The organism is Providencia sp. PROV252 (assembly GCF_033676005.1).
GTDB classification, from domain to species: Bacteria; Pseudomonadota; Gammaproteobacteria; order Enterobacterales; family Enterobacteriaceae; genus Providencia; species Providencia vermicola.
Genome location: NZ_CP096295.1, coordinates 85,191 through 111,736, shown reverse-complemented (window position 1 = coordinate 111,736; position 26,546 = coordinate 85,191). Strand labels below are relative to the sequence as shown.

General features: G+C 49.1%; 39 protein-coding genes. All 39 read right to left on the bottom strand.

Annotation, left to right across the window (positions count from 1 at the left end):
- Positions 1 to 30: 30 nt before the first annotated feature.
- Entirely contained in the window at positions 31 to 354 is a 324-nt protein-coding gene (locus M1F05_RS21845; RefSeq protein WP_042847315.1) for a hypothetical protein, read from the bottom strand.
- A complete protein-coding gene (locus tag M1F05_RS21840) occupies positions 354 to 917 on the bottom strand; it encodes a hypothetical protein (protein WP_042847318.1) in 564 nt (187 codons plus the stop codon). The genes M1F05_RS21845 and M1F05_RS21840 overlap by 1 nt, the downstream gene beginning before the upstream one ends.
- Entirely contained in the window at positions 914 to 1,396 is a 483-nt protein-coding gene (locus tag M1F05_RS21835; protein WP_166267802.1) for a hypothetical protein, read from the bottom strand. The genes M1F05_RS21840 and M1F05_RS21835 overlap by 4 nt, the downstream gene beginning before the upstream one ends.
- Positions 1,397 to 1,428: 32 nt before the next feature.
- Positions 1,429 to 1,848 carry a hypothetical protein gene (locus M1F05_RS21830; RefSeq protein ID WP_042847321.1) on the bottom strand — a complete coding sequence of 140 codons (420 nt, stop codon included), beginning with the start codon at positions 1,846 to 1,848 and terminating at the stop codon, positions 1,429 to 1,431.
- 8 nt (positions 1,849 to 1,856) lie between these two features.
- Positions 1,857 to 2,627: a hypothetical protein gene (locus M1F05_RS21825; protein ID WP_042847323.1), complete on the bottom strand. Its 771-nt coding sequence runs from the start codon at positions 2,625 to 2,627 to the stop codon at positions 1,857 to 1,859.
- 25 nt (positions 2,628 to 2,652) lie between these two features.
- A complete protein-coding gene (locus tag M1F05_RS21820; protein WP_042847325.1) occupies positions 2,653 to 3,015 on the bottom strand; it encodes a hypothetical protein in 363 nt (120 codons plus the stop codon).
- A 123-nt stretch (positions 3,016 to 3,138) separates the two neighbouring features.
- Positions 3,139 to 3,486, bottom strand: coding sequence for a hypothetical protein (locus tag M1F05_RS21815; RefSeq protein WP_144139272.1), 348 nt, complete (start codon positions 3,484 to 3,486; stop codon positions 3,139 to 3,141).
- 134 nt (positions 3,487 to 3,620) lie between these two features.
- Positions 3,621 to 4,502 (bottom strand): AbaSI family restriction endonuclease, encoded by an 882-nt coding sequence (locus M1F05_RS21810; protein WP_042847328.1) that lies wholly within the window; start codon positions 4,500 to 4,502, stop codon positions 3,621 to 3,623.
- A 50-nt stretch (positions 4,503 to 4,552) separates the two neighbouring features.
- On the bottom strand, positions 4,553 to 6,268 hold the full coding sequence (locus M1F05_RS21805; protein ID WP_052219395.1) for a DUF4942 domain-containing protein: 1,716 nt from the start codon (positions 6,266 to 6,268) through the stop codon (positions 4,553 to 4,555).
- Between the two features lie 124 nt (positions 6,269 to 6,392).
- Positions 6,393 to 7,001, bottom strand: coding sequence for a hypothetical protein (locus tag M1F05_RS21800; RefSeq protein WP_042847330.1), 609 nt, complete (start codon positions 6,999 to 7,001; stop codon positions 6,393 to 6,395).
- Between the two features lie 72 nt (positions 7,002 to 7,073).
- Positions 7,074 to 7,526 (bottom strand): hypothetical protein, encoded by a 453-nt coding sequence (locus tag M1F05_RS21795; RefSeq protein WP_042847331.1) that lies wholly within the window; start codon positions 7,524 to 7,526, stop codon positions 7,074 to 7,076.
- A 12-nt stretch (positions 7,527 to 7,538) separates the two neighbouring features.
- Positions 7,539 to 8,006 carry a hypothetical protein gene (locus tag M1F05_RS21790; RefSeq protein WP_042847333.1) on the bottom strand — a complete coding sequence of 156 codons (468 nt, stop codon included), beginning with the start codon at positions 8,004 to 8,006 and terminating at the stop codon, positions 7,539 to 7,541.
- Between the two features lie 88 nt (positions 8,007 to 8,094).
- A complete protein-coding gene (locus tag M1F05_RS21785) occupies positions 8,095 to 8,742 on the bottom strand; it encodes a DUF2726 domain-containing protein (RefSeq protein WP_052219397.1) in 648 nt (215 codons plus the stop codon).
- A 37-nt stretch (positions 8,743 to 8,779) separates the two neighbouring features.
- Positions 8,780 to 9,148, bottom strand: coding sequence for a hypothetical protein (locus M1F05_RS21780; protein ID WP_042847335.1), 369 nt, complete (start codon positions 9,146 to 9,148; stop codon positions 8,780 to 8,782).
- Between the two features lie 26 nt (positions 9,149 to 9,174).
- Complete coding sequence (locus M1F05_RS21775; RefSeq protein ID WP_237072387.1) at positions 9,175 to 9,465, bottom strand: DUF1064 domain-containing protein; 291 nt, start codon at positions 9,463 to 9,465, stop codon at positions 9,175 to 9,177.
- A 242-nt stretch (positions 9,466 to 9,707) separates the two neighbouring features.
- Positions 9,708 to 10,703 carry a recombination-associated protein RdgC gene (rdgC, locus tag M1F05_RS21770; RefSeq protein WP_042847513.1) on the bottom strand — a complete coding sequence of 332 codons (996 nt, stop codon included), beginning with the start codon at positions 10,701 to 10,703 and terminating at the stop codon, positions 9,708 to 9,710.
- Positions 10,704 to 10,942: 239 nt separating this feature from the next.
- Entirely contained in the window at positions 10,943 to 11,764 is an 822-nt protein-coding gene (locus tag M1F05_RS21765; protein ID WP_042847337.1) for a DNA adenine methylase, read from the bottom strand.
- 54 nt (positions 11,765 to 11,818) lie between these two features.
- Positions 11,819 to 12,460, bottom strand: coding sequence for a nucleoside triphosphate pyrophosphohydrolase family protein (locus tag M1F05_RS21760; protein ID WP_052219399.1), 642 nt, complete (start codon positions 12,458 to 12,460; stop codon positions 11,819 to 11,821).
- 226 nt (positions 12,461 to 12,686) lie between these two features.
- A complete protein-coding gene (locus M1F05_RS21755; protein ID WP_226617165.1) occupies positions 12,687 to 13,955 on the bottom strand; it encodes a DNA polymerase III subunit beta in 1,269 nt (422 codons plus the stop codon).
- A 148-nt stretch (positions 13,956 to 14,103) separates the two neighbouring features.
- Positions 14,104 to 14,436 (bottom strand): hypothetical protein, encoded by a 333-nt coding sequence (locus M1F05_RS21750; RefSeq protein ID WP_166267808.1) that lies wholly within the window; start codon positions 14,434 to 14,436, stop codon positions 14,104 to 14,106.
- Positions 14,433 to 14,894, bottom strand: a complete 462-nt coding sequence (locus M1F05_RS21745; protein WP_237072354.1) for a hypothetical protein — start codon at positions 14,892 to 14,894, stop codon at positions 14,433 to 14,435. The genes M1F05_RS21750 and M1F05_RS21745 overlap by 4 nt, the downstream gene beginning before the upstream one ends.
- A gap of 54 nt (positions 14,895 to 14,948) precedes the next feature.
- The gene (locus tag M1F05_RS21740) at positions 14,949 to 15,470 is read right to left on the bottom strand and encodes a hypothetical protein (RefSeq protein WP_042847341.1); all 522 of its coding nucleotides are present in this window, start codon (positions 15,468 to 15,470) and stop codon (positions 14,949 to 14,951) included.
- A gap of 106 nt (positions 15,471 to 15,576) precedes the next feature.
- Positions 15,577 to 16,002, bottom strand: a complete 426-nt coding sequence (locus M1F05_RS21735) for a hypothetical protein (protein ID WP_042847343.1) — start codon at positions 16,000 to 16,002, stop codon at positions 15,577 to 15,579.
- A gap of 856 nt (positions 16,003 to 16,858) precedes the next feature.
- A complete protein-coding gene (locus tag M1F05_RS21730) occupies positions 16,859 to 17,341 on the bottom strand; it encodes a hypothetical protein (RefSeq protein ID WP_162762209.1) in 483 nt (160 codons plus the stop codon).
- Between the two features lie 149 nt (positions 17,342 to 17,490).
- Positions 17,491 to 17,652, bottom strand: coding sequence for a hypothetical protein (locus tag M1F05_RS21725; protein WP_161595381.1), 162 nt, complete (start codon positions 17,650 to 17,652; stop codon positions 17,491 to 17,493).
- 109 nt (positions 17,653 to 17,761) lie between these two features.
- The gene (locus tag M1F05_RS21720; RefSeq protein ID WP_042847355.1) at positions 17,762 to 18,112 is read right to left on the bottom strand and encodes a hypothetical protein; all 351 of its coding nucleotides are present in this window, start codon (positions 18,110 to 18,112) and stop codon (positions 17,762 to 17,764) included.
- 67 nt (positions 18,113 to 18,179) lie between these two features.
- Positions 18,180 to 18,701 (bottom strand): single-stranded DNA-binding protein, encoded by a 522-nt coding sequence (ssb, locus tag M1F05_RS21715; RefSeq protein WP_052219401.1) that lies wholly within the window; start codon positions 18,699 to 18,701, stop codon positions 18,180 to 18,182.
- Positions 18,702 to 18,949: 248 nt separating this feature from the next.
- Positions 18,950 to 19,381: a hypothetical protein gene (locus tag M1F05_RS21710; RefSeq protein WP_042847357.1), complete on the bottom strand. Its 432-nt coding sequence runs from the start codon at positions 19,379 to 19,381 to the stop codon at positions 18,950 to 18,952.
- 8 nt (positions 19,382 to 19,389) lie between these two features.
- Complete coding sequence (locus tag M1F05_RS21705) at positions 19,390 to 19,674, bottom strand: hypothetical protein (protein ID WP_042847360.1); 285 nt, start codon at positions 19,672 to 19,674, stop codon at positions 19,390 to 19,392.
- Between the two features lie 110 nt (positions 19,675 to 19,784).
- On the bottom strand, positions 19,785 to 20,705 hold the full coding sequence (locus tag M1F05_RS21700) for an SPFH domain-containing protein (protein ID WP_042847363.1): 921 nt from the start codon (positions 20,703 to 20,705) through the stop codon (positions 19,785 to 19,787).
- Positions 20,706 to 20,728: 23 nt separating this feature from the next.
- Positions 20,729 to 21,160: an NfeD family protein gene (locus M1F05_RS21695; protein ID WP_042847366.1), complete on the bottom strand. Its 432-nt coding sequence runs from the start codon at positions 21,158 to 21,160 to the stop codon at positions 20,729 to 20,731.
- Positions 21,161 to 21,442: 282 nt separating this feature from the next.
- Entirely contained in the window at positions 21,443 to 21,604 is a 162-nt protein-coding gene (locus M1F05_RS21690; protein ID WP_162762211.1) for a hypothetical protein, read from the bottom strand.
- Between the two features lie 50 nt (positions 21,605 to 21,654).
- On the bottom strand, positions 21,655 to 22,560 hold the full coding sequence (locus tag M1F05_RS21685) for a hypothetical protein (protein WP_042847368.1): 906 nt from the start codon (positions 22,558 to 22,560) through the stop codon (positions 21,655 to 21,657).
- Positions 22,557 to 23,051 (bottom strand): hypothetical protein, encoded by a 495-nt coding sequence (locus tag M1F05_RS21680; protein WP_206086756.1) that lies wholly within the window; start codon positions 23,049 to 23,051, stop codon positions 22,557 to 22,559. The genes M1F05_RS21685 and M1F05_RS21680 overlap by 4 nt, the downstream gene beginning before the upstream one ends.
- Positions 23,052 to 23,085: 34 nt before the next feature.
- Positions 23,086 to 23,724 (bottom strand): hypothetical protein, encoded by a 639-nt coding sequence (locus M1F05_RS21675; RefSeq protein WP_113767330.1) that lies wholly within the window; start codon positions 23,722 to 23,724, stop codon positions 23,086 to 23,088.
- On the bottom strand, positions 23,721 to 24,311 hold the full coding sequence (locus M1F05_RS21670; protein WP_042847373.1) for a hypothetical protein: 591 nt from the start codon (positions 24,309 to 24,311) through the stop codon (positions 23,721 to 23,723). Before M1F05_RS21670 ends, M1F05_RS21675 begins: the two co-directional genes overlap by 4 nt.
- A 161-nt stretch (positions 24,312 to 24,472) precedes the next feature.
- Positions 24,473 to 25,024, bottom strand: coding sequence for a hypothetical protein (locus tag M1F05_RS21665; protein WP_162762212.1), 552 nt, complete (start codon positions 25,022 to 25,024; stop codon positions 24,473 to 24,475).
- A 147-nt stretch (positions 25,025 to 25,171) separates the two neighbouring features.
- Complete coding sequence (locus M1F05_RS21660) at positions 25,172 to 25,777, bottom strand: DUF2913 family protein (RefSeq protein WP_042847377.1); 606 nt, start codon at positions 25,775 to 25,777, stop codon at positions 25,172 to 25,174.
- A 161-nt stretch (positions 25,778 to 25,938) separates the two neighbouring features.
- Positions 25,939 to 26,529: a hypothetical protein gene (locus tag M1F05_RS21655; RefSeq protein WP_166268309.1), complete on the bottom strand. Its 591-nt coding sequence runs from the start codon at positions 26,527 to 26,529 to the stop codon at positions 25,939 to 25,941.
- Between the last annotated feature and the right edge of the window lie 17 nt (positions 26,530 to 26,546).

Sequence of the window (26,546 nt, the reverse complement as noted above, 5' to 3'; positions counted from 1 at the left end):
GTTTTTTAACGGCAAACAATTTTTTAATGTTCATTTCTGTTCCGTATAAATAATCGATGCACCTTTCCAGCGGCGAGTAGTGTTGAGCATGAAGTTAGGGTCGATACTGCGGACCGCCTCGGCCATCATTCGTGGTAAATCGTGCTCCACACCGACAATGTCGAGAGACATACAAAGGCCGGAAGCGTACTCGTTCAACAGCGTAGCAGCCAGCTCTGGTGTTGATACGCCGCGCTTGACTTCATCTTGCCGGACGGCCAGAACACCACCAAATTGGGCATAGACATCGCGCCGAATAGCATCAAGCAAGTGCGGCCAAAAAGCGCCTTTTGGTAACTCACTTAGGCGATTCATCAAAAAAGCCTCACAAGGAAGTCAGGGGTTGACTGCTTGGTATATAGATTACCATCACATCGTTCGCCATCGAAAGATTCCCAGCCCCATGCGGGGTCAACAGAGGTTCCTTTGAGCACTCTATCAATACGTGGCAGTTGAAGAAGGGCTTCATCGTACAAGGCCTGGTTGGTTTGCTTAAGCATCGGCAAGATCCGATTACCCATTTCCCACAGGTGGAACAGGATACCTTCATTTACGCCGGGCCTTGCTATCTCGTGTAACTCAGGAAGTGTCTTATGAATGCGACTTAACTGATGTTCCCAGTTCACATAGAGATCAACCTCTGCCTTGATTGCAGTGCGGTCAGTAATGATATTTGCGCCGTATATACGGTGCATTAACACGATGACATCCAATTCACATAACCCGTCATTGAGGAAATTGAAGGTCGGCAGGTTGAAGTGCATGAACTGAAGGTAAGCAACAGCCAGATCCACCTGGTGCAAGTTCATCATGGTTTCTATTGCGTAAAAATCATCTTTTCGGGTGGCGTATGTATGGGTAATGCGAAACTTATTCATTGCTGACCGCCTATGTTCCAGTGCCCTGGGATTACATCGCTTAAACGCATGAATGGTGTGTGTTGCTCATCAGAGGGGTAGCGTTCATCCAAAGCGGTAAAGACATCATCGGCATCCAAATCCGTTGCTCGAAAATCGTCCACCAGCCGACGAACTATTTGCCCTTTCCTCTCCAATTCAGTAAGCAACAGGATGACACGACATAGGGCTTGCTTAGCGCTGGCCTGCGCGTATCGAAGTTCACATGCGGCGACATTGGCTTCAGGGCTGATTGGAATATTAAGTTGTAGATAAGCCGTGGCCGCAGCACGGTTGTGTTCAAGGCTTCTCACCAATGCCCTGATCAATACAGGCATCGCACCAATGTGATGTGGTGATATCACGATACTAAGAGCGTCACTCTTAACTATCATTTCATTGGTGATTTTCCATTGATAATCGCGGTTTTTATTGTCCTGAACATACAGTAAACGGACCAAGATCAGGACAGCCGCGATCAGCACATACATCATCATTTAACCCCGTGCTTGATGTCTATTTGTTCAGCACGCGCAATGCTCCCGGCAATCAGTTGCTCGCATTTCTCGCGACGAAAATCTGAACTTGCGCCGATCTCATCGAACTGAGTTTTTAGCTGGCCGGTGTATTTCTCAACGGTTTCCTGCATATAGTCGGTCATTGCCTGCGCCCTTTCATCAGAATCCTGTTCAGCACCTAGCGCTTTAGATAACGCCCGCTGCATTTGTCGGGCAATTTCTTTGCCGCGCGAACTGGGGCTTTCAATGTAGGCTCGGCACTGTGCGATTGCGGCGAGTACAGCGCCATGCGAGCCTGCAATTTCGCCTATGGATTCTTTCGGCAAAGGTGCAGATTGAGCCGGAATAGACCCCAGAGAGAGCACCGCGATGAATATAGCGATAGAACTTTTCATTGTTAACCTCACGGTTTCATTTCGACGGGTAAAGCCAGCACGGCAATGCGATGGATAGCCGCAGTGATTAGCGCAATGGGCACGATCGCAGTGTAAACCAGCCAGTCACTATTAAGTGACGTGTACGACCACAGTGCGAACATGGCAAGGGATAGCATGGAAGTGGCAATCATGATGCTGACATTGCGGAACACGGCCAAGACGACGGCCTTGAAGTTGCTGAACAACGCCCCTTCACAACACACTACAGCCCCCACGAACATGATCATCATTGGCAGGACGAGCAAGGTCGTGAACGTCACCAGACTGTACATGTTGAAGTAGACTGGGAACAATGAAAAGAACCCCTGGGACTGAACGGCTGGAGGGGTTGATAACGGTACTGGTACTTGAGCATTACTTGCGGCAGCGCTGGCTGTCGGCATGTAGAGGCTGAGGCACCAAAGCACAAATACCAGCAAGAGTGTGGCAATAAGGCCAGTAAACAAAGTCACAATCAGGTTCCGAATGTGATTTTTAAATGGCAGTCTTTTGCCCGTGATTTTCTGTTGTGTCAGGGTCATCATCACCAGCGAGGTGATGAAAACAGGTTGGAGGATAAAAAAGCCGATATCGGCCATAGAAAGCCGCTGCATTAGCAAAGAAAGCAATCCTCCGCCGATAAAGGTCGGGACTATCAACATGAGCAAACCGTAAGGGCTCAAAAAGGATTTACACGTTTCGGTGAAAATGGATTTGATCGAACGGGTGCTAACTTTCGCGTGTCGCATTTTGGACATTGGACATCCCTTATTTGAAGGTTGGTTATTGGCCGCAACGCTTTTGAGGCGAAGCGTGGGAAATAACATTGGTGAGGTCACGGCGCTTTCGGCGGGTATTGAGGTCAACAACGTTGGAGTTAGAGGTTGTTGAGAGCAAGGCGGTCCGTTCGGCAGGACGATAGGCCTTAAGAGTAACGCCCTGGAATGTTAACGGGACTCCCTCCCCACCATCTTCATTGCAACGCCCCCCGGCGAGTTCATGCAGTTTCATACGCTGCTTCACATCCGAGGCTTTACGGCGAAACTCGTCCATGCTCTGACGGTCAGCCAGGCACTGGGCCAGATCTTCGTTGCTCAATGTGAAGCGGTATACCACCAGCTTTAACCAATATTTAAAGTTACCCATGACTCTTCCTAAATGGTTTCGAATGGGTTAATTGTCTCATGCAACTACTGCTGACAAAGAATGCAAAGGAGATCGAAATGACCTCCTTTTCTTTCAGAATTTCAACGCAGAATGGAGGATGATTTATTTCGAGGCTGTCATTGATAGGTACTTTTTACACTGCTGGTGGACACGACCGGCAAGAATGATCGAGGCGCTATAGTCGAGAACATCTAACCCAAAATGATAGAGCGTTTCATCGTTAGTCGGCTCAAACCAGCGACGAACGCCACGACGGCCAACTTTCAAGAACCAGGAGATACCTGTGGCTTTGTCATGTTCGATGAAGAGTCTTTCAGCCCCCTGCTCATCGGTGATGATAAACCCTGCCCCTTGCGGGTAGATAAGGCCTGAAGCACCAGGAGGAATGCAAGTTGATTCATTGGCTGAGAAAGCCAGTCGCTTTCCACGCAAATTTACAAACTGAGTCACGCTATTGTCCTGAAGAAAAATGAACAGCAGATAAAAAAAGGCAGGCATTGGAACCCACATGCCTGCCTATGTGTGACGTCATTTTAAGATGAGGTGAACCTGTGACGAAGTAAAATGGGCGACAAAACGCGGTGCTATTTTTGCCCTGAAAAAACCTTCACGCGTGTATCTACCCGCTTGAAAACATTAACGCCTTCAGTTGATTCAGACTCGTCTTGGGTGAAAACCCCCAGAAATCGATATAGCGTTCGATTCAGTTCATCGCGCGAATGAGCCATTACGATGCGGTAACACCATGTTTCCTTATAGTTACGCTCAGGATTAAGGCTTTCTTCCCTTATCAGATCGCCATTAATGGAAAGTGAATTATCCCATTCTCCTGCCTTGTATAAACGTGGAAACCAAACCATCACATCCCCGGTCAACCCTATTGCTTCTACAGCGGCTTTGGGTAATCGCCAGCCTCCTGATTGATGGTGGCCTTTATCTCCATAGCCAAAGCACTGTAAAGCATCACGATGATATCTGAATACAGCGTAAGGTCCCGCCTCCAGGAAACCTGCATCAATATGTTTTTGAGCAGTATAGCGTTCTTCATAGTCCCAGGAGAGGAACAAACCTTGCATTTCCAGCTGGGCTTTTCTATCCCTGACGAACTGGATAAATTCGTCAACGAGTTGATTGATGGCATCCAGGGTTAGGTTATTGGTCGGAATGCGTTTTTCAATAAATCCGGTCGCTTCCAAAATATCTAACCGACGAATACCGTCAGCCTTTTTTGCATCATCGCTGTCATGGTGTGCTTCGTCTATCTCAAGATACAGCTTAAGTTGAGGGAAAAGCAGATCAGCAAGGTAAATCTTTCCAGATTCTCCTTCCTTACGGATGCACTGCTGGCAAACGAACTCAAGCTGCGGATCATCCAACTTGTGAAAGATTCTATTAATGATGTAGTGCTCCCAGCGCTTGTGTGAAATTTTTGATAATGCTCGGAGAACGTAGTCGGTTTTACTCATAGGTTTACCAGTGCGGCCGTTATGGCAAATCCCATTAACGGCCGAGAATATTAATGGAAATCAATAGTAAATAGTCTAACTTGCACTCCAGTTCCTTCAAAGGCATTTTCATATTGGCCGACCTGATGTACATCACACTCACGATCTATCAACGCCTGAATACTTTCGTCAGTAGCGCTTCCAGGTAAGATAACCACAATACGCCCTTCACTCTTAACAAACTGCTGCGCATGCTGTAGGTGCAATTTCCAACGATTGTCGGAGTATGGAGGATTCATTAACACACGCTCAAATAGGCCCAGTTGCGTTACCGTGGTACTGAGGAAATCTTGCTGGTGGGTATCCCAGCGCAAGCGAGAGCACATGGCTGCGACATTGTTTGCCTCGACCCCGATCACCTTAACACCTTCTGGCAAATTGCGAAGTAGCGCACCAAAGCCGATGCTGGGTTCAAGTAAAGTATCACCCTCACGCGGGTCGCATTCGTCCATAGCCGCTTTCTGGAGGTCCCCCGTTGTAGGGTAGAACTGATGTGTTTTTTGGTCGGGCAAGGTACCACTGATTGCGATCGCTTTAAACGCGTCCATCGGCCAGAATTCAAACTCGTAGACTTCAGGCTTTACCTCCACCGCGCCAAGGATACGGAAGATACTATCAAGTTCCTTTTTTACCAAGTCGGTGTATTGGTATGGTCGGGGCATCACGATAGTAAATGGAGCCGCACCATATTGCTTCGCACTGTGTTGGTTGTTTCGGGCCATTTCAGCCAATTCTGTGCAGGTTGGGAACGCAATCCGGTAATCAATTAAATCGCCCGTGTATTGCGTGTTTCGAGGTGCCTTGTTGGTTTTTCCTCTCTCTTTGAATTGAGGGATGAGGCCTGGCATACGGTAAGCCAGTACCGTATTGAGGTCATCGCAAACAGTCTCGGAGACCTGAATATGTACATTGCCGTTAAGGAAGCCTTTACAGGTCAGCGCGCCACCGTCTACCGATATCCATTCTCCCACGTTACTGCTGAGGGATTGCTCCAACGCCCACTTATTCACGATTTCAGCGCCAGGACGGCCTTGCATGAGGCCGATGATTTTACGCAGATCGCTGAGGTAATCCATATTGTCATAACCGCGTTTATAGTCGCGGCATGGCAGGCAATTGGTGATCACCATCTTCGGACTAAAACCTTGAGCCTTGTTAGTTTTGTGAAACACTGACAGTTTTTTGAATACGCCTTCGACCATTTCTGCGAAATAATCTTTTTTCTCAGTGGTCAGGCTTTTTGCAGTGGCGAGCACATTCTCTTCTGTGAAGGCAACAGGCCGTAGGGCGGCAAGTCGATCTGGAGATGCTTTGCGCCACTGCCTAAGCGTGTTGTACCACTCGTCTTTCCGGGCGGTTGGCATAAAATTACGTACACCAGTGAGATCCAATACTTTTTGCCAGAAGGACTCATCCAATGCGCAGGTAGCTCGCTGGAGATCAAACAGACAATCAACGGCCAATGTTGTCCCTATCGAGTTGTTACATCCGTCAGTAAAATAACGAAATGCCTGGCTATGACGTTTACCCATAACGACGAGGTGCAATGAGTCAATTTCGCTACGTGCATCGTGGTATTCTGCGAGTAGTTGCGTAAGTGCGTTGAACAGACGAAACCCTTCGTGTGGGGTTATACCGGCATGATGACCATCTATAGCTTGATACAGAGGAAGTATCGGCTGAAATTCAGTGGCGGGGTTGGGTTCGTAGATGGCTAAACTTGTCATGGGGTACCTCACTGGAAATAGAATTATTATCCGGTGGGACTAACCGCTGACGAAGGGAAAAAGTCAAAAAAAAAGCCTCGTCCTAACGAGGCATCTATTAAAATGAGGTACTACTTATTATCTCTCAACACACGTCGTCTTCAACATCCTCACCGAACTCATCGAAACAAACCCGCGTCGGGAGAGCGACTCCTTTGGGGCGAAACGTATGATGGAGCTGGAGGTTGTTCAAAAACTCTGCTTGTATGAGTATTTTTATACTGTTACGTAGAGTATCTGAGGTCGGGTTTAAGATCCAGCCACATTTTACGCGTATACCACGTTTATTCGTGATCAGCGCGGTGCATTCACTTTCATGATCGGACTCTTGATTGCAGTTCGGGCAAAGGAATACCGGCGTAGAGCCGCCTTCCATGAGGGCCTCGCGAAAGTCTTCAGCGGTCGGCCAGATATAAGCATCGCAAATTTCCGGCAGACGCTGCTCGTTATAGAACTGAGCCGGTGCATCATGACCTCGAATACCCTCCAGTGACTGAAGGATCCGCTCTGGCGAAAGAGATAACACATCGCTGTATTCTTCCAACTTCGCGTAGGTCGTGTTGCGCATTATGGTCACAGTTAACACGTCCGCGCCCGATCGCAAGGCTACATTTTCAAGCGCCTGAATAGCTCCCTCAACCGAGTTCGGTGGTAATTGGGTATGAATGCGTTGCGCTATCAGTGACTGGCTCATTTTCACTTCCTCAGGAATGGTTGTAATGCCGATTTTACTTCGGCTTGTGCCGCTGACTGAATTTTCCAGGTACTACAATTTGCTGCTCATGGTTAGGCCATCACTTGTCGGGATGTCAAAGCACAGGGCATTTCCAGACTGATATTCGTAGTCACCCATCAAATAGCAAAGTTTGAAATTCCCGCGATGGTACTGGCGCAATTCAAGCGGCAGACCCGGATTGGGGAAGATCTGTAGCTGAACAGTAAATTGGCCTTTTGTGGTCTGGAAATCAGTCTTCAAACCAGTGCCCGTTTCATTTGAGGCTCGAACAACAGGCTGCGTGACCGTGCCAACATCCCAGGTGGTGATCAAGGTTGTCGAACGCAAGTAATAAATCACGGAAAGCCCGGCCACAAGCAAGACCAAAAGAAATGCAATCAGGAACTCCCTTGACGTAATTGTGTACGACCAGTGTTTTTGCTTTTTGCGCGTGTTTTTTTTACGGCGCGGAGCTCTTTTAGGAGGCCGCTCAGGAGTAGTCATAAAAACCTCTTTTTAACTTTTCGTGGCAATTTTTAAGCCAGCCAACATGTACATCACTTGAATTTCACTCAAGGTGCTTAGGTTTAATTCTTGTATATATCTACATATCCCTTCCGGGGTTTCAACGATCGGCATGCCAGGCAATACACCTCCACCAGCACGCTTTGCGAGATGCAAACCTGCATAGAGATGTTTGATCTGATGAGAAGAAAGCGCCGATATATCCAGGTGTGTCAGATAATCCCGCTGCCGCTGAATGCTATAGCGTTCGCGGACATCATACTCATCAGGTAGTGCAACAACGCCTTCTATGCTGGTTGCTGTGAATTTATCAAAGGGAGAGGAAATGCCAGCAACAATGAACCGTTGTTCGGCAACATTAACGACCTCACCTTTGGAAAGATGACCGTCCTGGTGCTGAATGAATACCGTGGATCCGGTATACAGGTTACCTGTCCAATATCTATAGGATTGAGACATTCCACGCCCCCTTTAAGTGATCTCACAAATACATGATATCAGTAGTTCAGAATCGACAAAGCCCGAACAAGTCGGGCTTTCATTTGGTTTATTCGAATTGACCGTCGGAGATGGTCTCCGATATATCTATCGCGAGATCGTTATCGCTGATATCTGCCAGGCGCTCGTAGCGGTAGAGCGGGATATTCAGGTGGCTGAGCAGGCCAATCAGAAATGCACTGTTCTCAGATTCGGCCAGTCGCTCTTCAGTCAGCATGACCAGTACAATTTCGCCGCTATGCACATCGCTTAGAACAAAGTTAAAGTTCATTCGCGACATAAACTGCATGGCACTTTTGACGTCCAGACTTTGGCTCTCAAAATCCTTTTCTTCGGCCTGAATAATGTCGGTCACTCTGACGCGTGGTGCAACCGCATATTGGTCGGCAAACATCTCAATCAGGCGAGAGTACAGATTGCTGGCATCGCGCGGGAGAATAAATTTATGGCGTTTGTACCCAACGTAAATGGCCGGAGTCAGTTCGTCATCACTGGATATCACGCCTTCGTGATCTTCCCTTTGATAAATTCGCTCACCCGTTTCGGCATCAATGGGAAACAACTCGTCGAGCGTTGGCTTCCGGCTCCCCTTTTCGCCGCCCGGTTTTTTTTCCGACTTCCCGGTAAAAAACAGTAAGTAGGCCAACCCTAATACACCTGCAATAAATACGGCCAATCCAATCATCTTGAAAGACATGACGCACCCCCGTGCCTGTCTTGGTGAGTAATTCCTGTTATACCGGCCTGTCCGCAATGTCGTTGCGGATCAGGTAGTCAGCCAGGTCCCTAAGTGAAGAAACGCCCAAGTCCCGCAGTACCGCAGGCGGGCGCTCTTTATTAATTTCGGCTTCACGCGCTTTGCGGACATTCTGCAAATATCGATACATCTCTTCCGGCAAAGTCATGGCTTTGGCACTCAACAGCGGGTAATCGCTGCGGGCAAACCACGCTTCATAGGCCGCATCCTTGCGAACGTGATACATGGAGGGATCCATTTGCCCCTCGACGGGCGGTTGCCAAGTATCGTCATTGCGCTTCTTGCGCTCCGTGGATAAGAACCAGGTTTCGAAAAATTGCTTTACCACGCTATCAGTTACGCTCATGGATTTTCCTTGTTGTACCACGGAGATCAGTCTTCAAAATTCCAACCTCCCTCATCTTTGAGCCATTTCACGGCCAGAAAACGGAAGGGATAGTGTTCTGCTGCAAGCTTTATCTTGACTCTCGCGTCCTCTTCCCAATGCCCTTTCACTTCATGCACCTCCAGATCACCCGAGGTCAGCATGACGAAAAAGTCCGCTGTATACGTTGTTTTGTCGGCAAGGCGCAGTTTGATTGATTCGAACTTGAACCAGGCGACTTCACCAGCATGCATACGCCATTTCAGATGTTCGGCGTAGCGTGCTTCTGTTTTATTCATTGTGCCCGTTCGCAACCGCCCCAGCGCTTGGGTCCGTAGCTTTGCTGTCAACTCTGCGGGTGCAGACTCAAGGCTTTGCTGGATGGGCGTTACAGGCTGCACGTCTTTCTTTGGTACCGATTTTGAACTCGCGCTCCGGCCCATTCTCTGTTCGTATTCGCGTTGCTGTTCTTCAGTCCAACGAAGCATTAGACGTTACCTTCGGTTTCGATTACCTAATTCATACCCGGTATGGTTACACGTTATTCGTCGTCATCCAGCTCGCTGTTATCGGCCGCCTCACCACTTTCATCGCCTTCCTCTTTGTCACCCCCGTCAGCTTCAGTTGAGGACTTAGCTTCCCCGCCGAACGCAGCAATTAACTGATCAAGGAGCTCCATAATGACTCCGGTAAACAAAACGAAGTCTGCATCAAACCTCTGCACTTCATCTTCACGATCAATATCATCGTTTTGCTCAATGAGGGCGTCAGCAAAGTTCAGCCTTGAGATGACAAAGCTGTCGTTGATGACGAAATTAAGTTGCTCCATCCAGCTCATCGCCAGCTTAGTGACCAACTTGCCAGCTTCGATGTGGTTAGCAATCTCATCGCAAACCAGATCTTGTCGTTTTGTCGTCACAACGCCACCGTCTTCCAGAATAGCTTCCAGGGTCGCTTCATCGCACAACGCCAGGCCTGGAGGCAGCTCGGAAGAGCGAACCCACTCGGTCAGCTTCAGCTCAACCGGAGTTTCTAACGTGAAAGGTATGATAGGCAGAGTGCCCAGTGTTTTACGCAGGAGCGCTGCCGCGTCTTCAGCGCGTTTAAAGCTGGTGGTATCCACTATGATCAGCCGGGATTTGGGATCAATCCACATGTTCATGTTGGCGTATTTACTCAGTGCTTTGGGTAGCAATTCCCCTAGCACCAGGTCGTTCAGCGCTGAAATTTCTGTGCGTTTCAGACGACGATTTTGCTCTTTTTCCAGCTTGGTCACACGCTGGCGCACGAGCTCTTTTACCGTGGCCGGAGGAATGATTTTGCTCTCGTTACGCTGAGTCAGCAGAATGAGGCCATTCGCCTGGTGAGTAAGCTCTTCGTACTCTTCACCCAGCGGGCTGACCCAACCAGTGCGCGCCATATCCTGCGGGCCGCACGGCTGAAACATGAAGGGTTTCAGTTGTTCTGTGATGTTACTGAAGTCAATCTGGCGGGTGATGCGGTACACCACGACACTTTTGGGACGAAAAAGAGGCATAGCTCCCTCACTATGATTTTTAATCAGAAGGGGCTTGCCCTTTGATTTTTGTTTTGACAGGTACTGGATGCGGTCACGAATAGCCAATTGCACCCAATACACCACATTGTTGTCTTTGATAAATTCAAGGTATTGGCGACTAGCTTCAGCAGGGTCATACCGGTGAATGATGGCAATTTCATCGCAGAATCGCTCAGTTAGAGGATCCTTGAGCGGTGGAATTTCAAACACCGGCACGGTCATGCTGAGGTCTTGCCGGAAGATACAGCCCGACGGATAGCGATAATTTCATTCGCCTTTTTCCCTTCCCCCGTTCCGTTATAAACACTGCGTGGGGCAGAAAACCCTTTAACTGCGAATCCGGCATACATCTCGCGGATGTTCTCGGCATCATGGCTGGAAGCCACCACATGCACCCCTTTCTCCGGCAGAGTATTCAAAATGCCCACCAGCTCGCGTTGTTGGGCTTCAGAGAATCCGCTTGCGTGATAACCTGTAAATTTGCCCGGATTGACATAAGGCGGGTCACAGTAGACCACGTCACCTTCACCGGCCAGTTTCAGCGTTTCTTCATAGCCTGCGCAAAGCAGATCCACATTTGCAAGGCGGTCAGCCATGTAGCGGATTTCTTTCTCTGGCAGATAGGGTTTGCGGTAATCGCCCCAGGGTACGTTAAACTCCCCTTTACGCTTGTTGTACCGGCACAGACCACGATACCCGTGGCGGTTCATGTAGATGAACATCGCGGCCATACGGACTGGCTCAGCTGTACGTTCGTTAAATTCTTTACGGATCGCATCGTAGTGTTCGCGAGTACGGCACGTAGCATAGAGTTCAGACAGTGCAGCAATAACGCTTTCAGCAGCGTTGCGGATGGTGTCGTAAGTGTTGATTACGTCGGCGTTGATGTCAGCCAGTACGTAGTTTGAATACGCGGTATTCATCATCACTGCACCCGAACCACAGAAAGGTTCGATCAGACGGGCACCCTTTGGCAGCGCCAACTTCAGCTGAGCCATGACGCCTTGCTTACCCCCAACCCACTTCAGAACTGTATTCATTATTTCACCATAGAAAGCGGGCAACCCCACGTTGCCCACATGAATGGATAAGGCTTACTTGATGCCGTTTACCAACGCTTTGCGCTCTTCGACGAGATTACGGTTCTCATCGTGTGCCAGGAACGCTTCAAACTTCTCTGGATAACGGACGGCCAGCTTGACGATATTGGTTTCCAGAATACGGCCATAATGGATACCGGAGGCCGATGGGAAAACACCCAGGCTATACCAGTTCAGGTCGCCGAACTCTTCAGACAGGTTAACCAGGTCCAGCGACTGTCCTTCAATCGTGTTCACCAGCGCTTTGCAGATTTCTGCGGATTCAGTAAACACACCCAGAGAGGCATGCAGAATGCGCGAGTCGATTGCACCCAGGGAACCGAGGCCGATATTGTGTGCTTTGCCGTCAAAACCAGTCATCATCATGGTGTTGGTGTCGTCATGCAGCTCATCAGCGGAAATGGACTCCGGCGAAAGCGTGCCGATCAGGTCTTGCAGGTCGGCCAGGCCTTTTTTAAAGCGATTAATGTCAATCGGTTTACGGTAAAAAATACCTTTTTTAAACTGGTCCAGCATTTCACCCAGTGAGTGAGCCGCTGACAACAACAGATACAGGTGAGGCACACTCACGCCGCTGATGTTAGGGATCACCGATTCGGTGCGAAGGGCTTCTTCATGGTATTGCTTCAGTTCCACGTAAAATCCTCAAGTTTCTTTATTGCTGGTGGAGCAAGAGGTAACTTTTGAAAAATAAATGTTACCCATGCGGGAGAAAGTGCTCTCATCATAACCGTTGACGTTTCCCATTCCCTTCGAAAAGGCGGTCAATTTGTCGTTGTTTTTCAGTGGGAAATGCCAGCAGCTTTGCACGATTGACGTGCGATTGCTTTTGGTTAACAAAACAAACAGTTAGTGCGACTTGTTAGAATCTGACTGGCATGATGATGTCGCAGCAGTCATCGCCGAAGCCGATTTCCAACCCTGTTACCGTGTCTTTCAGGGCAACAGTTATTTCTGTTTCTTCGTCTGAATGTGAGATCAAGCTATTCAGTGCGCGAAGCAGGTATTCGCAGTTGATGCCGATTTCAATTTTGTCTTCCTGCTCCCCTGCCACTTTTTCGATATCCAGCACTTCCTTGCACTCGATCAGGTTTTGATTAGGGGACTTAATCATCAGCGCATTACTTTTGAAAACGAATACGCCTGTACTGTTCGCATTCTTACTGACTGCGCCTGCATTGATGAGCGGCAGCGCACGGCTTAATGCGTCACGGAGCACCAAGGCATTTATGCTGAACTTCTCTGTATTGTGCTTAACAACACCTGCAACACGATGCCAATCGGGATAGCTGCCATTAATCAGATTGGAGACCAAGGTGACATCACCCAGGTTAAAGGTCAGGTAACTTTCGCTGTAGTCAATACGGAAATTTCCTTGGTTTGCACCCAGCAACTTCATGAGGATAGGACATACTTCGATCGGCAGGATGACCCCAGAAGAAGTCCCAGACAGAGATGCAGGGGCTACTGGTGTCACGATCTCTTCTTGTGGTTCGTTCGTAAACAGTACGTCTTGAGTCATTACAGACATTCGGTGCCCATCGGTCGCGACGGCGTTGAAGGTATTTTTATCCAGACTCAGGAAAACCCCATTCATGTAATGGCGAACGTCATTCTTACCCGCAGAGTGCATGACACGTTGCAAGGTTCGATGCAGCATATTGGCAGGGAAAGTGATGCTGTACTTGGCTGTCAAATCGGACTCGTCTACAACCGGGATTGTGTCCATACACAGAGGAATGTTGTAAGCATTTTTGCCGGTACGAATGATGAGGCGATTTCGGTCTTGGTCGCATCGTACATTCACGGTTTCTTCACCTTTCATGTTACGGAACAAGGTGCTGATATGGGTTGCAGGTACAGAGGCCACCATATCACCGTTGGCTTTATGGACCACTCCACGGGAGATCACTTGCCCGGTATTGTAATCAACACCGAGCGCGCTCAGGTTGTCCCCTACCAGGGTCAGGGTCAACATTTCCAATACTTTGAACTGAACGTTACCACGCTTAATGATCATGCAAGGCGCATCGATGATACGCAGCATGTCATTTGCAGAGATGTCGAAGCCTGGCAGATCTTTGAAGGTACGCTTCTTTGGTGCCGCTTGCTGATTCAGAGTTGTGGTCATGTCGGATCCCTATAATTTAGTAAGTAGTCATAATTAGACTACCTCGACCCAAACTGGTGACGAATAGCAAAACAGCGAGTTATTTAGGATAAGTGAAGTATTATGGCTTCACAAAATAAATGGGGTCACTTGACCCCATCGCCTTCTGTTAACGCAGACAATCCGCCATAGTAAAATATCCGAGCCGCCGCATCATGTCGTACATCTGGCGGGCTTTACCGTTAGGACCTTCGTGCTTACCCAATTTGTAGATCAGAACGCGCATCCCCATCAACACACTTTCTGTATCGGGTTCACCTTTGAGCAGGGGCTTATCTGTATTCTCCAGCCAGGCTCCGTGCTGTGCAAAATGCAGAATATCCCCGGCCAGTAATTCAGGCTGCTGTAACATAAGATGGCAAGTAGTGAGTGCAAACTGAGTTGCTTCGGCTTCACTGACGTTCAATGTAATTGCCAGATCAGCCGCTGAATTAACGGTCATAGTGCATTCCTTTCCCATGCCTCTGGGTTCCCTCCCAGCGTCAGCACCAACGCCTTGAGTCTTTCCGTTTCCGCATCCGCTTCCAGTCGTTCAGCACGAAGGCGCTCATTTTCAGCTGTCAACTGCTCGTTAGCCCCACGCTCAGGGTTAACTTCATCTTGAAGTCGCTTGAGTTCAGCCGGATTGTCTCTGTCTTGCTTGGCTTTTTCACGGTAGAAAGTCAGTTGCTTGCCGAATGAGACGTTCAGTTGCTGGAGGGCATTAAATTGGCGCAACAAACCTTGATAGTCAGGAGCCGGGGAATAGCTGCCTTTGTAATCACCGGACAGGTTAGCCAGCGTTGAGATCAGCTGTGTGATGAGCTCTGAGGGGGCCGTGACTTTTCGCAGATTGTCAGCACAGACCCCTTTCTCTTTCAGCGTCTCAAGTGTTTGGTTCAAAATCGACTTCATGTTCATGATGAATTACTCCGGTTGCTGATGTTGAAAAAAGTTCACTCACCTACGCGAGCATTATGCTGACCAAGGTTTACCCACCGCATCTAATGCGGCGATAACGGTTTGACGATAGGCGGCAACTGCCCCCGCGACCTGTGCGGTATAGACCCTGTCAGAAGATAAATCGACGGGTTGGTTGATGTGCTCCACCAGACGATCCAGCGCCGCAATTAGGTGCGTGACATTCTCATAGCCAAAATCACTGTCTGCCCGGTCATACAGGGCGATGACGGCATGGTGATGTTCGCCATGCTCTTCGAAGTGCTCGCGAAATTCGTCAGCCAACGCACGCATCGTAGCGATAGCGGAATGCGTTTCGGGTGTCAGCAATTGCGATGCCGGTTGTTTCAGGCGAGCATGGTGGCAGCGGACCCAGGCATTCCATTCCACGTTGAGGTCGATACGTTCAGAGTCATCATCATCATCGACAAAGCCTGCGGCTACTAGCTCAGCGGCCGTGGCGTGGTTGATGTTTAAGCGCGATTGCAGATCCTGTATGAACAACTGCCGCAGGTTCAATAAGCATGGGTCTTTCATGGTGTGTCCTTCTGGATAATTTGAGATAGCATAACGTGGGTGATATGGCTCACGAAATTTTTGCGTAGAAAACCCGCTGGTTTAGCGGGTTGATGATCTGGCTGGGTTACTTGGGGCCACTAAAGGTGTTTTCGATAACTTTCTGACTGCGTTCAACCCAGTCGCTGCTGTTTTCACAGTTAACGTTGGCTTCGAATACCTGGCGTGCGGATGTGTACATGGGGCTGTTGTACCCCCCACGATTGGCAAGCATGACGCGGATGCCGTTGAGGTAGGGATAAATCGGGTCCTGCAAGATAGTCTGATCCACATCACCAGCTTGCTGACAATGCTGGGTGCGCATTTTAATAATGTCCTGAGCAACCTGTAAGCACTCAGGGCAGCTGGCTTTGTAGGATTGGAATTCTGCCATTGATTTTCCGGCAACAGGTCGCCCACTCGCATTGGTAGGAATTTCAGCAAAGGCACTGGTCATACACAATGCGGCAATGGCTCCGGCCAGAAATGGTACGCCACGGATACGTTTAAACATGTTTTTTCACCTTGTTAATGTTCACCCAGACGGGTAGCTCGATCCTACTACGGACATGATTTCCACTCGCCCGAAAAGGCCAACAAAACGAGGACTAAAAACGATGACATGGAGCCAGGCTAAAGATAGCTTATTCATATCGTATATGATTAGGCGTAAACATGGAAAACACCACGCAACACCGGAACTCATCGTTACAACAAGACGTAATGTACGTATTGCTTAAAATTAGGGCGCGTAACAGCAATCCAATTCCTTTCACAGCCATCTTCTCGATCCTTAACAAAGGCCGTTCCCGTGAGGTAGAACGCCCCAATTTGCGCATATCTTGTAGAACGTTGGTGGAGCGAAGGCTGTTGCTCAAGTACCGTGACCCACGCTCACTAAAAGTCGCGTACACATTAAGCGAGATTGGCATTGAATTGGCAGAGACTATCCGCAAAGGGTGCGAGGACGAATGAGGAAAAGAAGACCGGCACAGGGCGTGCCGGTTCAAAGGCTAACCTAAATAACGACGGCTAATGGAAATAACACTGCGACGACGAGCTGGTAATAAAGCTGCTTGCTTATCAATTACACGCTCGGCATTATCGACTTGAAACTTCACGCGGTAGCCCTTCCCTATCAGCGCTCGCCGCATGTGTCTGTCCATTTGGTCACGCGACCAGCCGAAGGCAAATTCACGATCACCACCACTACCAGATTGAGGCCCAGCGATGATATCGCGGACCCGTTGTTTCAGAAACTGACCACGAAGGCCGTATCCGGACAGCTTCCGGCGTAGCTTTTTAGTCGTCATTGAGTGCGTAGACTGTCCGTTTTTCACGTTATTTCTCCACTTGTTACGCCCAAGGGGCTAATTGATACGTTGGCCTGGCATTGGATTCGATCTGTCTCCACGTAGTGAGGCTTTGATAATCCCTATGGATTGCTCAATGCCACGGGTATCTTGCCCTTTATTGGCAAGGATGTGCTTTTGCTCATTCAGCGCCATGATGGCATTTTCAACACCAGCACTAAACACGTCAGTCTTCACCTTTTCAGTGGTGATAACACCATTGGTGACAGCCTCAAATCCATTAACGATTTCGTTAAGTGCCAATGCGCCTTCTGGCTCAAATTGTTGGTAGTTGTGTAAGTCAATGAACGGCAGCAGGTTATCCAGCAGGCCGCGTAGCGCATAGAACATTGTCAGCAGATACAGGTTGTCATTCTCAGTCGAACTGTTATCGGCGATTTTTTTTGACAGTGTTTCTTGGGCTTTCGCGTTATACCGAGTTGCCCAAGCCTCACTCACGCAAGCCAAGAAGCGTTCCCCTTCTTGTTCGGTCGCTTCCAAACTCGGGACGCCAAAAGAACTTGGTAAAGCCTCTCTCCAGGGGATCCGAGATAAAAACCTCCATTAAATGGCTATTTTCAGCCAGGAGGGTATGTTCATGGTGTTGAGCGCCCATCGCGAGTTCATTCAGGGCTTTAGTTGTTTTTGGGTCAATCATGCTGATTTTCCATATCAGCGGGATGCGTATGCACTGGCGCGCGGCCATGTCGCATGTGGTACAGGGTATCGCGGTGCTGTTTGGCATCCATCGTGTTATTGTTTTTGTTTCCCCAAGACAACGATGAAATTAATTTTTTGAAGAACGCTTTCAATTTAGCCTCTCTGATTTACGGCAGAATTTATTTCTTAATCAGTGATATCTGCGAGTGAAAAGTGGTAACACAAGAATGCTACCACCGGTTTAACCGCTGTCGAAACACCTTATCTCGGCAACAATCCACAATCTCCGGCAATGGTTAAAACGTCACCATTGCGGATCACAACACCAATGTTACGGATATGCTCAATCTTGCCTGCCGCACATTCACTGGCCTGCGCCATTTGCGTAACCAGCTGGGAAGATGCTGCGGTAGCCTTATCCAGTGCCGCTTCAGGGGTATTCAGGAAGAATACATAGAATGTAGCAACCGCCCCCAGCATGACCATCATCACACTACGAAACAGCAATGACGCAACAGCAAAGCCTGCCACAGCAATCCCCGCGTAACTGAGTGCCTGGCCGATACTACCGTTGTTGAGAATGGCATTCAGTGATGCCTGTATTTCGTTCATGTCAGACTCCGAGAGATAGAAACAGTAATGCAGCCCGGAAGGCTGCATAACGGAACGATGGTGGATGTTAGAATGGTGGGTCGTCGGTATTTGGCGCACCCCAACCGCCTTGGCTGTGCTGTTGCGAATTTTGTTGCGGAGCACCCCATCCTCCTTGCTGGCCGCCAGGTGCATTATTCGGTTGATTATTTGCCTGGCGGGGGTTTTGCTGGTTCTGTTGCTGCCCGCTGGCAGGGGCTGAACCGAGCATTTGCATAGTGCCACCAGAAGCCGGATTGACTACGATCTCAGTCGTGTAGCGATCCGTGCCGCTTTGGTCTTGCCACTTACGCGTGGAAAGTTGTCCTTCGATATATATTTGCGAGCCTTTGTGCAGGTACTCACCAACAACATCGGCTAATTTTCCAAAGAAAACAACGCGATGCCACTCTGTTTTTTCTCGTTGCTCACCCGTCTGCTTGTCACGCCAGGTTTCAGATGTTGCGATTGAAATATTGGCTACAGAGCCACCATTTTGCATTGCACGGAGTTCGGGATCTTGGCCGAGATTCCCGACAATGATGACTTTGTTAACACCACGTTGTGCCATACGACTATCCTTCTGGTATTGATGGTTGACTGAATTACCATCTTTATTTTACGGATGTGCGTCAGATGACAAACCTTTAAGGGGGACAAAATGGGGTGCTTTTCCAGAAACATTCTTAGGGAAAGGAAAATAAAAAAAGCCCGGAAGCCGGGCATGGTGATCGTTATGTCTAACGAGGTAAAACACTTTTTTTATATTTAATAGTGGTGCTGGCTAACTGTATTGCATTCACTGGTGAGGCGCAATTGCTATAGGAGTTGTGATGCCAATTCCGCAGCATGTTTTTGAGCAATATCAGGAATATCGATGGCAGAGATAAGCGCATGCTTAGCGCCGTCAGCACTGACTCCGTACACCACCCATCGTAGCGTATCGCCAGGCGCTGCAACCAGCTCATCGACATCGCCGCTCGCCGGAAGATCAATGATTTCGTTACCGATACCTTCGGCACCGTAAGCAATGCGGATAAAGCCGTGCCCTGTTCCCAGAGGCAATTCGTTAAGGACAAACTCACGTAGCGACACGAGTTCTTTCTCAGCGGTTTGTGTTGCCAGATAATGAAGGTTTGGGATGCGGCTTAAAATTTCAGCCGCACTGGCGGTGTCGCGGGTCGTGGACATCAAAATATAAGCAGCCCACAGAGCGCCAGCGTTGAATTCATTTGAAGTTAGTGTAGTCATGGGAGTCCTTATCTTTTTTGTCGCTTGAAGCTTTCGCTTCCATATTGTTTGAAATATTCAGTGAAGCCTTTATCGCTTTCACGCGTTGCAGATTCAGCGGCCGCAGTTGCTTTTCGCATGTCACGCTCGGCGACCTCTTTGCTCAGCTGCATATATCGAGTCATGTTGTCAGAACTGGGATCCGTAACCACCTCTTCATAGGCAGATTGGTAGCGTTCATCCAGTGATAACCCAAACGTGGTTGAACATCCTGCCAGAAAAAAAGCCAGAGGTAAAATGATTAATTTATTCATGTGGTTACGCCATTTTCAGAGCCAGAGTCTGTGTTTCGTTTTACAGATTTTGAGAACCAGACTCGGGCTTTCGTTTCTGATAAGGCCACCAAAGTGATGGCCGATTGAGGTTATTTGGACACAGCAGAACCGACAGACATCAGGGAACCTGCATTGATGAGACCACCAACGCTTTGCGCCAAATCAGCGGGCATAGCCACCACTTTCGCGTTAGGGCTGGTTGCCAGCACAGAGAGAGTCTCAATATAGTTGTTCGCTAACTGGAAACTCATTGCTTCGCGCCCCCCCTCAATCGTGAGTGCTTCAGCCAATTTCGACGAAGCTTTGAATTGCCCATTAGCCAGCGTTTCCAGCGCAGTAGCTTCGCGAACAGCCGATTGCTGCTTCGCCTCTGCATCCAGGATCATGGCTTCCTTCTTGCCTTGCGCCTCCATAATGGCAGCATTTTTATTACCGGCCGCGAGCTCTTCGGTCGCTTTGCGTTCACGAACCGCAGCAGCTTGCTTTTCCATTGACTTCAGCATTGAGTCGGAAGGTGTAATATCCTGAATATCCACAGTACGCAGGCTTAGGCCCCAATCAACCATCTGCACGTCCATACTCTGACGTAAACGTGCGGCCAGTTCGTCACGGTTGGTCAGCGTCTCATCGAGCTCCATCCCACCAACGGCGTTGCGGATCGTGGTCATGACCAGATTACGCACGGCGGTGTTGAAGTTATCAACCCCGTAGGCAGCTTTTTTCGGATCTGCGACGCGAATGAAACAAATCGCATTAACCTGCGTCATGGCGTTATCTTTTGTGATGGCTTCAATGCCTTTCACTTCGATCATCTGATCTTTCGCCGACATACGGTAGGCGATGTTATCCAAAAACGGGATCAGGATGTTCAGTCCGGGATTTAACGTCGTATGGTATTTACCCAGGCGCTCGACCACCCATTGGTCCGCCTGAGGCACGATGCGCACACACTGGTACAGCGTGATACCGAGAAACACAACAACAACAGCAAGACTGATAAGTCCAATCATGTTTTTTTCCTATCCAATCAACGTTATTCCGCAGTCACTGCGGCGACTAAAACAACACCACTACCAACACTCACAATTCTGACACGAGCGTCGCGTGGCAGCACCTCTTGTGATTTACACGGCCATTGCTGGTTACCCTGAACCGGCTTTGTCAGCAAAATCACACTTTCCCCACCTTCCGGTAACGCAAATGCCAATTGACCGACCTCGCCGATCAATGGTTCTTCCACGTATCGCTTCGGCTTATTGCGTGAGAACTTCACCCAGAAAAACGCACAACACACCGTTGCAATGCACCAAATGCTAATCTGCCACTGCAAACTCACATCAGGAGCAATCAGCGTGATAGCTGCTGGAATTATCGCGGCCAGCGCCATCCATAGGCCAAAAAAAGTCAATGTGAACAGCTCAATAATGCCAAAAAGTGCGCCCAGTCCCACCCAAATCCAAACCACTGTAACCCCCTTAAAACATCTAACCGATCATAAAAACGTAAGCGGCCAACTTGTAGGCCCCGGTGCCGGATAGCAGAGCAATTAAGCCACAGAGAAATGACCACTCTTTTTCACGCCTGCGCATGACAAGGCCATCTGCCCGACTGCACAAATAAGGCATAAGTGACAGCCCCAAAAATGTCAGGCAGGTAATGCTCAGCAATGCAGCAATGAACGTTAGCAAATGAGCAACCTCTCAGGTGGTCGGATGAAGGATACAAAAATTACGCAGGACGCTCAGCATTAAACGTCCGCAGAATGGGGACGAAAAAAGTACCAGGCGACAATGCCCAAATCAGCAGCAATCCAAGGGATATAAGCCCAGGAATGATAGCTGTCTGGAGAAATGGCAATCCAACTGAGTTGCACCAGTAGTGTGATAATACTGAGCAGCCAAAATGTCATGAGATACCTCAACGATAGTGTTAGTTCGTATGTAGAGAGTTAATCACGAGTCATTCGGGTGACGAAGTTTTCAGGACCTTTTGGGTTACTCCTTCAACGAATTTCCACCGATGGCCGCGACCTTCAAAACCATAGGCTTCACATTCGTAGCCTTGGCGCATCAATGACGTGTTTATGCCGCTGACCGCACTACTCCGGCTCGCCCAGTGATAGCCACCGTTGACGTTTAACCAGTCAACAATCTCAGCAACATGCCTTTGTTTACCATCCCCCATCAACGTTTCAATACGGATCATGGTGCGTTTCCAGTCGGTCATAAATTGTCCCGTGCCTGTGGTGCCCGCAACGGCGATCCGCATATCGTCGTGAAGCTGAGCCCGCAAGATTTTCCCTTGATGACGAGAGCCAGGAACCATGCGAGGTTCAAGCTGAACCCTGAGAGAGTAATGGGCTTCACTGATCTTTTCGGTGACTCCGTCATAACGCAGTTTTCGTGAAGGCGACTTCTCAACTTCCAGCAAACCGATACCCCACTGACGCATGAGTAACAATGGAAAGTCTCGGCGGGCAGACGACTTCTTACAGGCCACATAGATGAGATGGGGAAGGCCTACCTTGTTATTGCGATATGGATAGAACCAGGCCATAGCTTGTTCCAGTACCGGCAAACCGATCGCTTTTTTGCACTCAATGACCTGTACAAAAGGACCTTTCGTGGCAACAAAATCAGGACGCTTTCCGTGGTGTTTTAAATGTACTTCGGGATAGACCTCCCAATGCAGCCACTTCATCCAGGCTTCAACGCACGCGGCAATTTCAGCTTCCGTCATATCGTTGCTGTCAGGCGAAGCGAACTCAGGCTGGTGAGGCAGGTAAGTGGTAAAGCTACATTCCACACCATCATGCGTACCGAAACGTCGGTTGTGTTTAATCATGTGGTCAGCATAGTGACTCATTGGGCATTGACCTCCTGATCTGCCGCAAACATCATTGATAACGCGATAGTGACCTGGGTGACTGTGCGATGGCTAAACGCCATGATATATGCCTGCGCAGCGGCACGAGCGTTCTCGTCTTCCACCTGCGCTATAGTTATGAAAGCTTCGGTATGGCTGGTGGGATATACCCAGCCAGCCCACCAGCTTAACGTGTAATTGAACAGTAGAATAAATGCTGTGAATAGCGTCCAAAGTGTTGCAAACGCAATCAGGCATAACATCATGCACGACAGGAACAACGCGGCCAGTGAATGCCAGCTGTCTACATCAGTGGTGATGACCCGCACAACAAACCCGACGGCACTGGCCCAGAGTGCAACAGACAGTAACCCACGTTTTCGATATTGCTGCTTCGCACCATTTCGCGCCATCATGATTTTGAACCACAACATGAAGAGCGTCAGATAGACTTTTTGTGTGAAAGTGGCGTTAGCCCAGTGAGGACGCACGCTCTTCTCCAGATACTGGTTGGCGTATTTCATCTTAACGTTGGCTCCAGTCGTGCTTCAGTGCAGATATGCTTGGGCGCGGGGCTTTGCCTATCCACTCGCAGCAGGTGAACCAGAATCGGTTAAATTTGTAGGGGATGTGGGTGTAATACCGATCGCCGTCATCTTCTTTGATTTTTTCACCGGCAATGACGGGGTGTTGGTGGCAGAACGGGCATGCCGCTGCACCGTCTGCCATTTCTGGCGCGATCGGGAATTGTGTAGCACCTAACATTTCCGGATCACCCGGCATGCGATGACGCCAGTGGGTGCCTTCTGGCAAGGTGATGAATTCATCGTCCAGTACGTATTCAAAGGTTGGCATCAAGACGTGATGCACACCGTGTTTACGCCAGCGTAACTGCGCCAGAAATTCAACTGTTTCCTCCGGCTTGGATTCCATCGGGACACGGAAGCGATACACGCCGGGAGTGCTTGGTAACCCTTCCCCCTTGGTGCCCACGGGATGCCAACAAACGTTCGCAGTAGGAATTGGATTGTGGTTGGCGTCATCCGCCATTGGTGAAAATGATTGAGAGTCAAACATGATATTCAGCACTCCTTTCGTGCAGATCGCTTTACCGAGTTGAATGAAAACACGCAGGCGCGCGCAGAATGACGAGGGTAGTTTCATCGGCGCACCTGCCCTACAGTGGCAATGCCGTGCAAGATAAACTCTGGAGGGGATCCGTTTTCAATGCGATAGATGGATAAGAAGACAAATAGCGCAACCCAGACAGTCATAAGCGGCGAAAGCATGAACGGCAACACTGTCCAGGTGGTCAATAGGAGCAGGCTCAACGATGCCCCTGCCACAATGAAAATCTGATAAAGCACCAGCTTGTAGTTGGCGACCATACGCAATAGCGCATGTGTCCGAAAGGTTGCATTATGGCGGAAGTTGCGAAACTCAATCCACATCAACCCGATCCAAAAGACATACGGGCTAAGACTGGCAGCGGCGTTAATCAGTAACATATCCCGCAGCGCCATCATCACTGAAGCTCGGTTGGTCTGTGAATATAATTGCCCTTCCGCAAGCAGGTGTACGGCACGAATAAACCCGTTATCCGCAATGTTCAGCAAGAGAACAATGATCGCGAAAACACCGAAGCCAATACGCAGAGCATTGTGTGACATTTCAGAGGTTTTCAAGCCCCAACCGATAGCGGATGTAGCCCCACAAATATAGCCGACACCCAATAGCGTTGACTGTGTCAACGAGGTTTCCTCAAACCCGGCCAGAGAGAACCAGCAAAGGCAGAAAACGCACATCACGCTAAGGCAGCACAAAAGACTACGTCGAGAGATGAGCGGGTAACGCAGTGCGCATGCCGCAATGTGTTGAAGCTCAGCAAACGGAAGAATAAACAAGCTCCGCATCAGCCTGCCCTCCGGCTTTCCAAAGCCAGTCGATTCCGGATCAGTGTGTAACGGTCATGGAAAAGGTGGCTTTCTGCAATTCCACTGGCCTGGCGACTACAGAACCAAGTCACATCATGAACTTGTGCATAAGAGACGTGTTCTTGCTTGTTCAGCAGTACAATGAGTTCACGAATGACGTCTTCTGGCGCACCACTGGCCGCGAACCGAAGCAAAGCTGCATGCGTAAACGGGGTTTCAATCGCGGAGATTTGGTAAAACAGTCCACCAGGATAACGCGCTAATGCGATCATTGAGACCATCACAGCGGAAGCTGCGCCTATCAGTGTCAACAATGGCATTACACCACCCATCGCTATAAAACTGGCCCCAGCGCTCACCATCGTCATTCCCGTGATCAGTGCAGTTGTTCCGGCCAAATTACGCTTCATGGTAACGCGGCGCATGCCCTCTAACGAGATATGACCCGCTCTCGCTTCCTGTTCAAGGAAATGCGAAAGGGACTCGTTGTACTCGGTGCCGGGTGTAATACTGCCTCTAAATTTGGACATAGTGCCCCCTGTGCTTGTATTACTGACAGGTTAACCCTGAGGCACTGACTGACGAAATTAAAAGGGCAGCAGAATGAGGGGGTTTTAAGACAAAAAAAGAGCCTTTTATTGAGGCTCTCTTTTGTGAAAATGGTGCAGCGCTTAGCGCTAATCCGGTAACGCGAGCAGGTGATAAAACGGCTTTTGCGCCAATTCCGTATTGGATAGGCCCCAACAGCAAGAAGCCAGCAGCGACTCCACTTTGTCCACCCTCCCTGTTAACACCACTTCGACTGGGTCGGTTTGTGTGCCGTCGTTATTGAAACCGGAGTCTAATGAGGCTTTTCTGATCCGTAGGTAGTCCGTATTTGCATTTAATCGTGCCGCGTCCATCTTCAGCCATTCCACTTCCGTTAACAGTGAGTACGGCCAGCCCATTTGAGACAGGGTACCCAAGATCGTTGTCAGCCGATACAAGTCGTTTTGAGTGGTCAGCTTGCCAGTCCCGCTGTCGTACAAGTATTGAAGCTTTTCCTTCAGCTTGGCATTGGTGGGGTGATTCTCACCTTGGCTGATAAGCCAGCGCAAGTCAGGGGCAACGTCCTTGTGAAAACGCTTTTGACGCATTGCCTGCTTCAACCATTCGAAGAGAAAAAGGTGCTCTTGTATATTTCCGTTAGCACGGCCATCTCTTTTGGCAATACCCAATGCGGTAAGCGCACACCAGGCAAGGTGCGCGCTCATTTGGTTTAAGGTCGTCTTTGTTTGGTTCATAACGTCAAGTATTGCCTATATTTCTCTTTTGTTTACAGCGCTATTTTACCCGAAATCTCACTGATATTCATGACACAGTTGCCCTGGGGCTGAGTTAAGACGTTAGTCAAATGCGAAGTCTTTAAAAGCACACTGACTACGTTAGCACCTTTTTCGCAATGTTAGTGGTCTGGGTGTTCTAACGAAGGTGTATCCTGAGTCAGACCCGTTTTTGCAATACTGTCAGTCAGCGAATTAATATTTTTTTCCATCTTAAGGCGAGCATCGTGATTGTCTTTTTCTTTTTTTGCCCGGAAAAGCATGGCATCCACGGCTCGGGTATGCACCGCGCTCATCGGCACGCCGGACATGACAACTGCATTGAGATAGTCAATGGCGGGACGCTCGTCCTCTGGCCCATAGCCCAATTTGTCGTAGGCATCCTTAGACACCGTATAAAGCAATTCAATTTCACTGACTGTTAACAGAGCCTTGAACTTAGGCAAAGCCCCATAGAAGAACAGACGAGTTAAGACCAGGATGCTACCACAACCCAGCGCGTAGTACCCCGCCAGATCCATTACACGGTGAAATTCTGAGTCACCGAAACCGACCAGATGGGTACATAAATAAGTAAAGCCATACAAGACCACAAAAAATAACATTGGCGTCAGCACAGCCGACAAGAGGATATTTTCAATAAACACAGTGACCTTCAGCATACGGCTATTACTCTGCCGTTGCAGGTACAGTTGAATGTCTGTCTTATCCATATTCATCATGCTCTCTT

What these genes read in the sequence shown, in the direction of transcription:
- M1F05_RS21845 (WP_042847315.1), bottom strand. Translation starts at nt 354, where the DNA reads ATGAATCGCCTAAGTGAGTTACCAAAAGGCGCTTTTTGGCCGCACTTG.
- M1F05_RS21840 (WP_042847318.1), bottom strand. Translation starts at nt 917, where the DNA reads ATGAATAAGTTTCGCATTACCCATACATACGCCACCCGAAAAGATGAT.
- M1F05_RS21830 (WP_042847321.1), bottom strand. Translation starts at nt 1,848, where the DNA reads ATGAAAAGTTCTATCGCTATATTCATCGCGGTGCTCTCTCTGGGGTCT.
- M1F05_RS21825 (WP_042847323.1), bottom strand. Translation starts at nt 2,627, where the DNA reads ATGTCCAAAATGCGACACGCGAAAGTTAGCACCCGTTCGATCAAATCC.
- M1F05_RS21820 (WP_042847325.1), bottom strand. Translation starts at nt 3,015, where the DNA reads ATGGGTAACTTTAAATATTGGTTAAAGCTGGTGGTATACCGCTTCACA.
- M1F05_RS21810 (WP_042847328.1), bottom strand. Translation starts at nt 4,502, where the DNA reads ATGAGTAAAACCGACTACGTTCTCCGAGCATTATCAAAAATTTCACAC.
- M1F05_RS21805 (WP_052219395.1), bottom strand. Translation starts at nt 6,268, where the DNA reads ATGACAAGTTTAGCCATCTACGAACCCAACCCCGCCACTGAATTTCAG.
- M1F05_RS21800 (WP_042847330.1), bottom strand. Translation starts at nt 7,001, where the DNA reads ATGAGCCAGTCACTGATAGCGCAACGCATTCATACCCAATTACCACCG.
- M1F05_RS21795 (WP_042847331.1), bottom strand. Translation starts at nt 7,526, where the DNA reads ATGACTACTCCTGAGCGGCCTCCTAAAAGAGCTCCGCGCCGTAAAAAA.
- M1F05_RS21790 (WP_042847333.1), bottom strand. Translation starts at nt 8,006, where the DNA reads ATGTCTCAATCCTATAGATATTGGACAGGTAACCTGTATACCGGATCC.
- M1F05_RS21785 (WP_052219397.1), bottom strand. Translation starts at nt 8,742, where the DNA reads ATGTCTTTCAAGATGATTGGATTGGCCGTATTTATTGCAGGTGTATTA.
- M1F05_RS21780 (WP_042847335.1), bottom strand. Translation starts at nt 9,148, where the DNA reads ATGAGCGTAACTGATAGCGTGGTAAAGCAATTTTTCGAAACCTGGTTC.
- M1F05_RS21775 (WP_237072387.1), bottom strand. Translation starts at nt 9,465, where the DNA reads ATGAATAAAACAGAAGCACGCTACGCCGAACATCTGAAATGGCGTATG.
- rdgC (WP_042847513.1), bottom strand. Translation starts at nt 10,703, where the DNA reads ATGCCTCTTTTTCGTCCCAAAAGTGTCGTGGTGTACCGCATCACCCGC.
- M1F05_RS21765 (WP_042847337.1), bottom strand. Translation starts at nt 11,764, where the DNA reads ATGAATACAGTTCTGAAGTGGGTTGGGGGTAAGCAAGGCGTCATGGCT.
- M1F05_RS21755 (WP_226617165.1), bottom strand. Translation starts at nt 13,955, where the DNA reads ATGACCACAACTCTGAATCAGCAAGCGGCACCAAAGAAGCGTACCTTC.
- M1F05_RS21750 (WP_166267808.1), bottom strand. Translation starts at nt 14,436, where the DNA reads ATGACCGTTAATTCAGCGGCTGATCTGGCAATTACATTGAACGTCAGT.
- M1F05_RS21745 (WP_237072354.1), bottom strand. Translation starts at nt 14,894, where the DNA reads ATGAACATGAAGTCGATTTTGAACCAAACACTTGAGACGCTGAAAGAG.
- M1F05_RS21740 (WP_042847341.1), bottom strand. Translation starts at nt 15,470, where the DNA reads ATGAAAGACCCATGCTTATTGAACCTGCGGCAGTTGTTCATACAGGAT.
- M1F05_RS21735 (WP_042847343.1), bottom strand. Translation starts at nt 16,002, where the DNA reads ATGTTTAAACGTATCCGTGGCGTACCATTTCTGGCCGGAGCCATTGCC.
- M1F05_RS21720 (WP_042847355.1), bottom strand. Translation starts at nt 18,112, where the DNA reads ATGAACGAAATACAGGCATCACTGAATGCCATTCTCAACAACGGTAGT.
- ssb (WP_052219401.1), bottom strand. Translation starts at nt 18,701, where the DNA reads ATGGCACAACGTGGTGTTAACAAAGTCATCATTGTCGGGAATCTCGGC.
- M1F05_RS21710 (WP_042847357.1), bottom strand. Translation starts at nt 19,381, where the DNA reads ATGACTACACTAACTTCAAATGAATTCAACGCTGGCGCTCTGTGGGCT.
- M1F05_RS21705 (WP_042847360.1), bottom strand. Translation starts at nt 19,674, where the DNA reads ATGAATAAATTAATCATTTTACCTCTGGCTTTTTTTCTGGCAGGATGT.
- M1F05_RS21700 (WP_042847363.1), bottom strand. Translation starts at nt 20,705, where the DNA reads ATGATTGGACTTATCAGTCTTGCTGTTGTTGTTGTGTTTCTCGGTATC.
- M1F05_RS21690 (WP_162762211.1), bottom strand. Translation starts at nt 21,604, where the DNA reads ATGACATTTTGGCTGCTCAGTATTATCACACTACTGGTGCAACTCAGT.
- M1F05_RS21685 (WP_042847368.1), bottom strand. Translation starts at nt 22,560, where the DNA reads ATGAGTCACTATGCTGACCACATGATTAAACACAACCGACGTTTCGGT.
- M1F05_RS21675 (WP_113767330.1), bottom strand. Translation starts at nt 23,724, where the DNA reads ATGAAACTACCCTCGTCATTCTGCGCGCGCCTGCGTGTTTTCATTCAA.
- M1F05_RS21665 (WP_162762212.1), bottom strand. Translation starts at nt 25,024, where the DNA reads ATGTCCAAATTTAGAGGCAGTATTACACCCGGCACCGAGTACAACGAG.
- M1F05_RS21660 (WP_042847377.1), bottom strand. Translation starts at nt 25,777, where the DNA reads ATGAACCAAACAAAGACGACCTTAAACCAAATGAGCGCGCACCTTGCC.
- M1F05_RS21655 (WP_166268309.1), bottom strand. Translation starts at nt 26,529, where the DNA reads ATGGATAAGACAGACATTCAACTGTACCTGCAACGGCAGAGTAATAGC.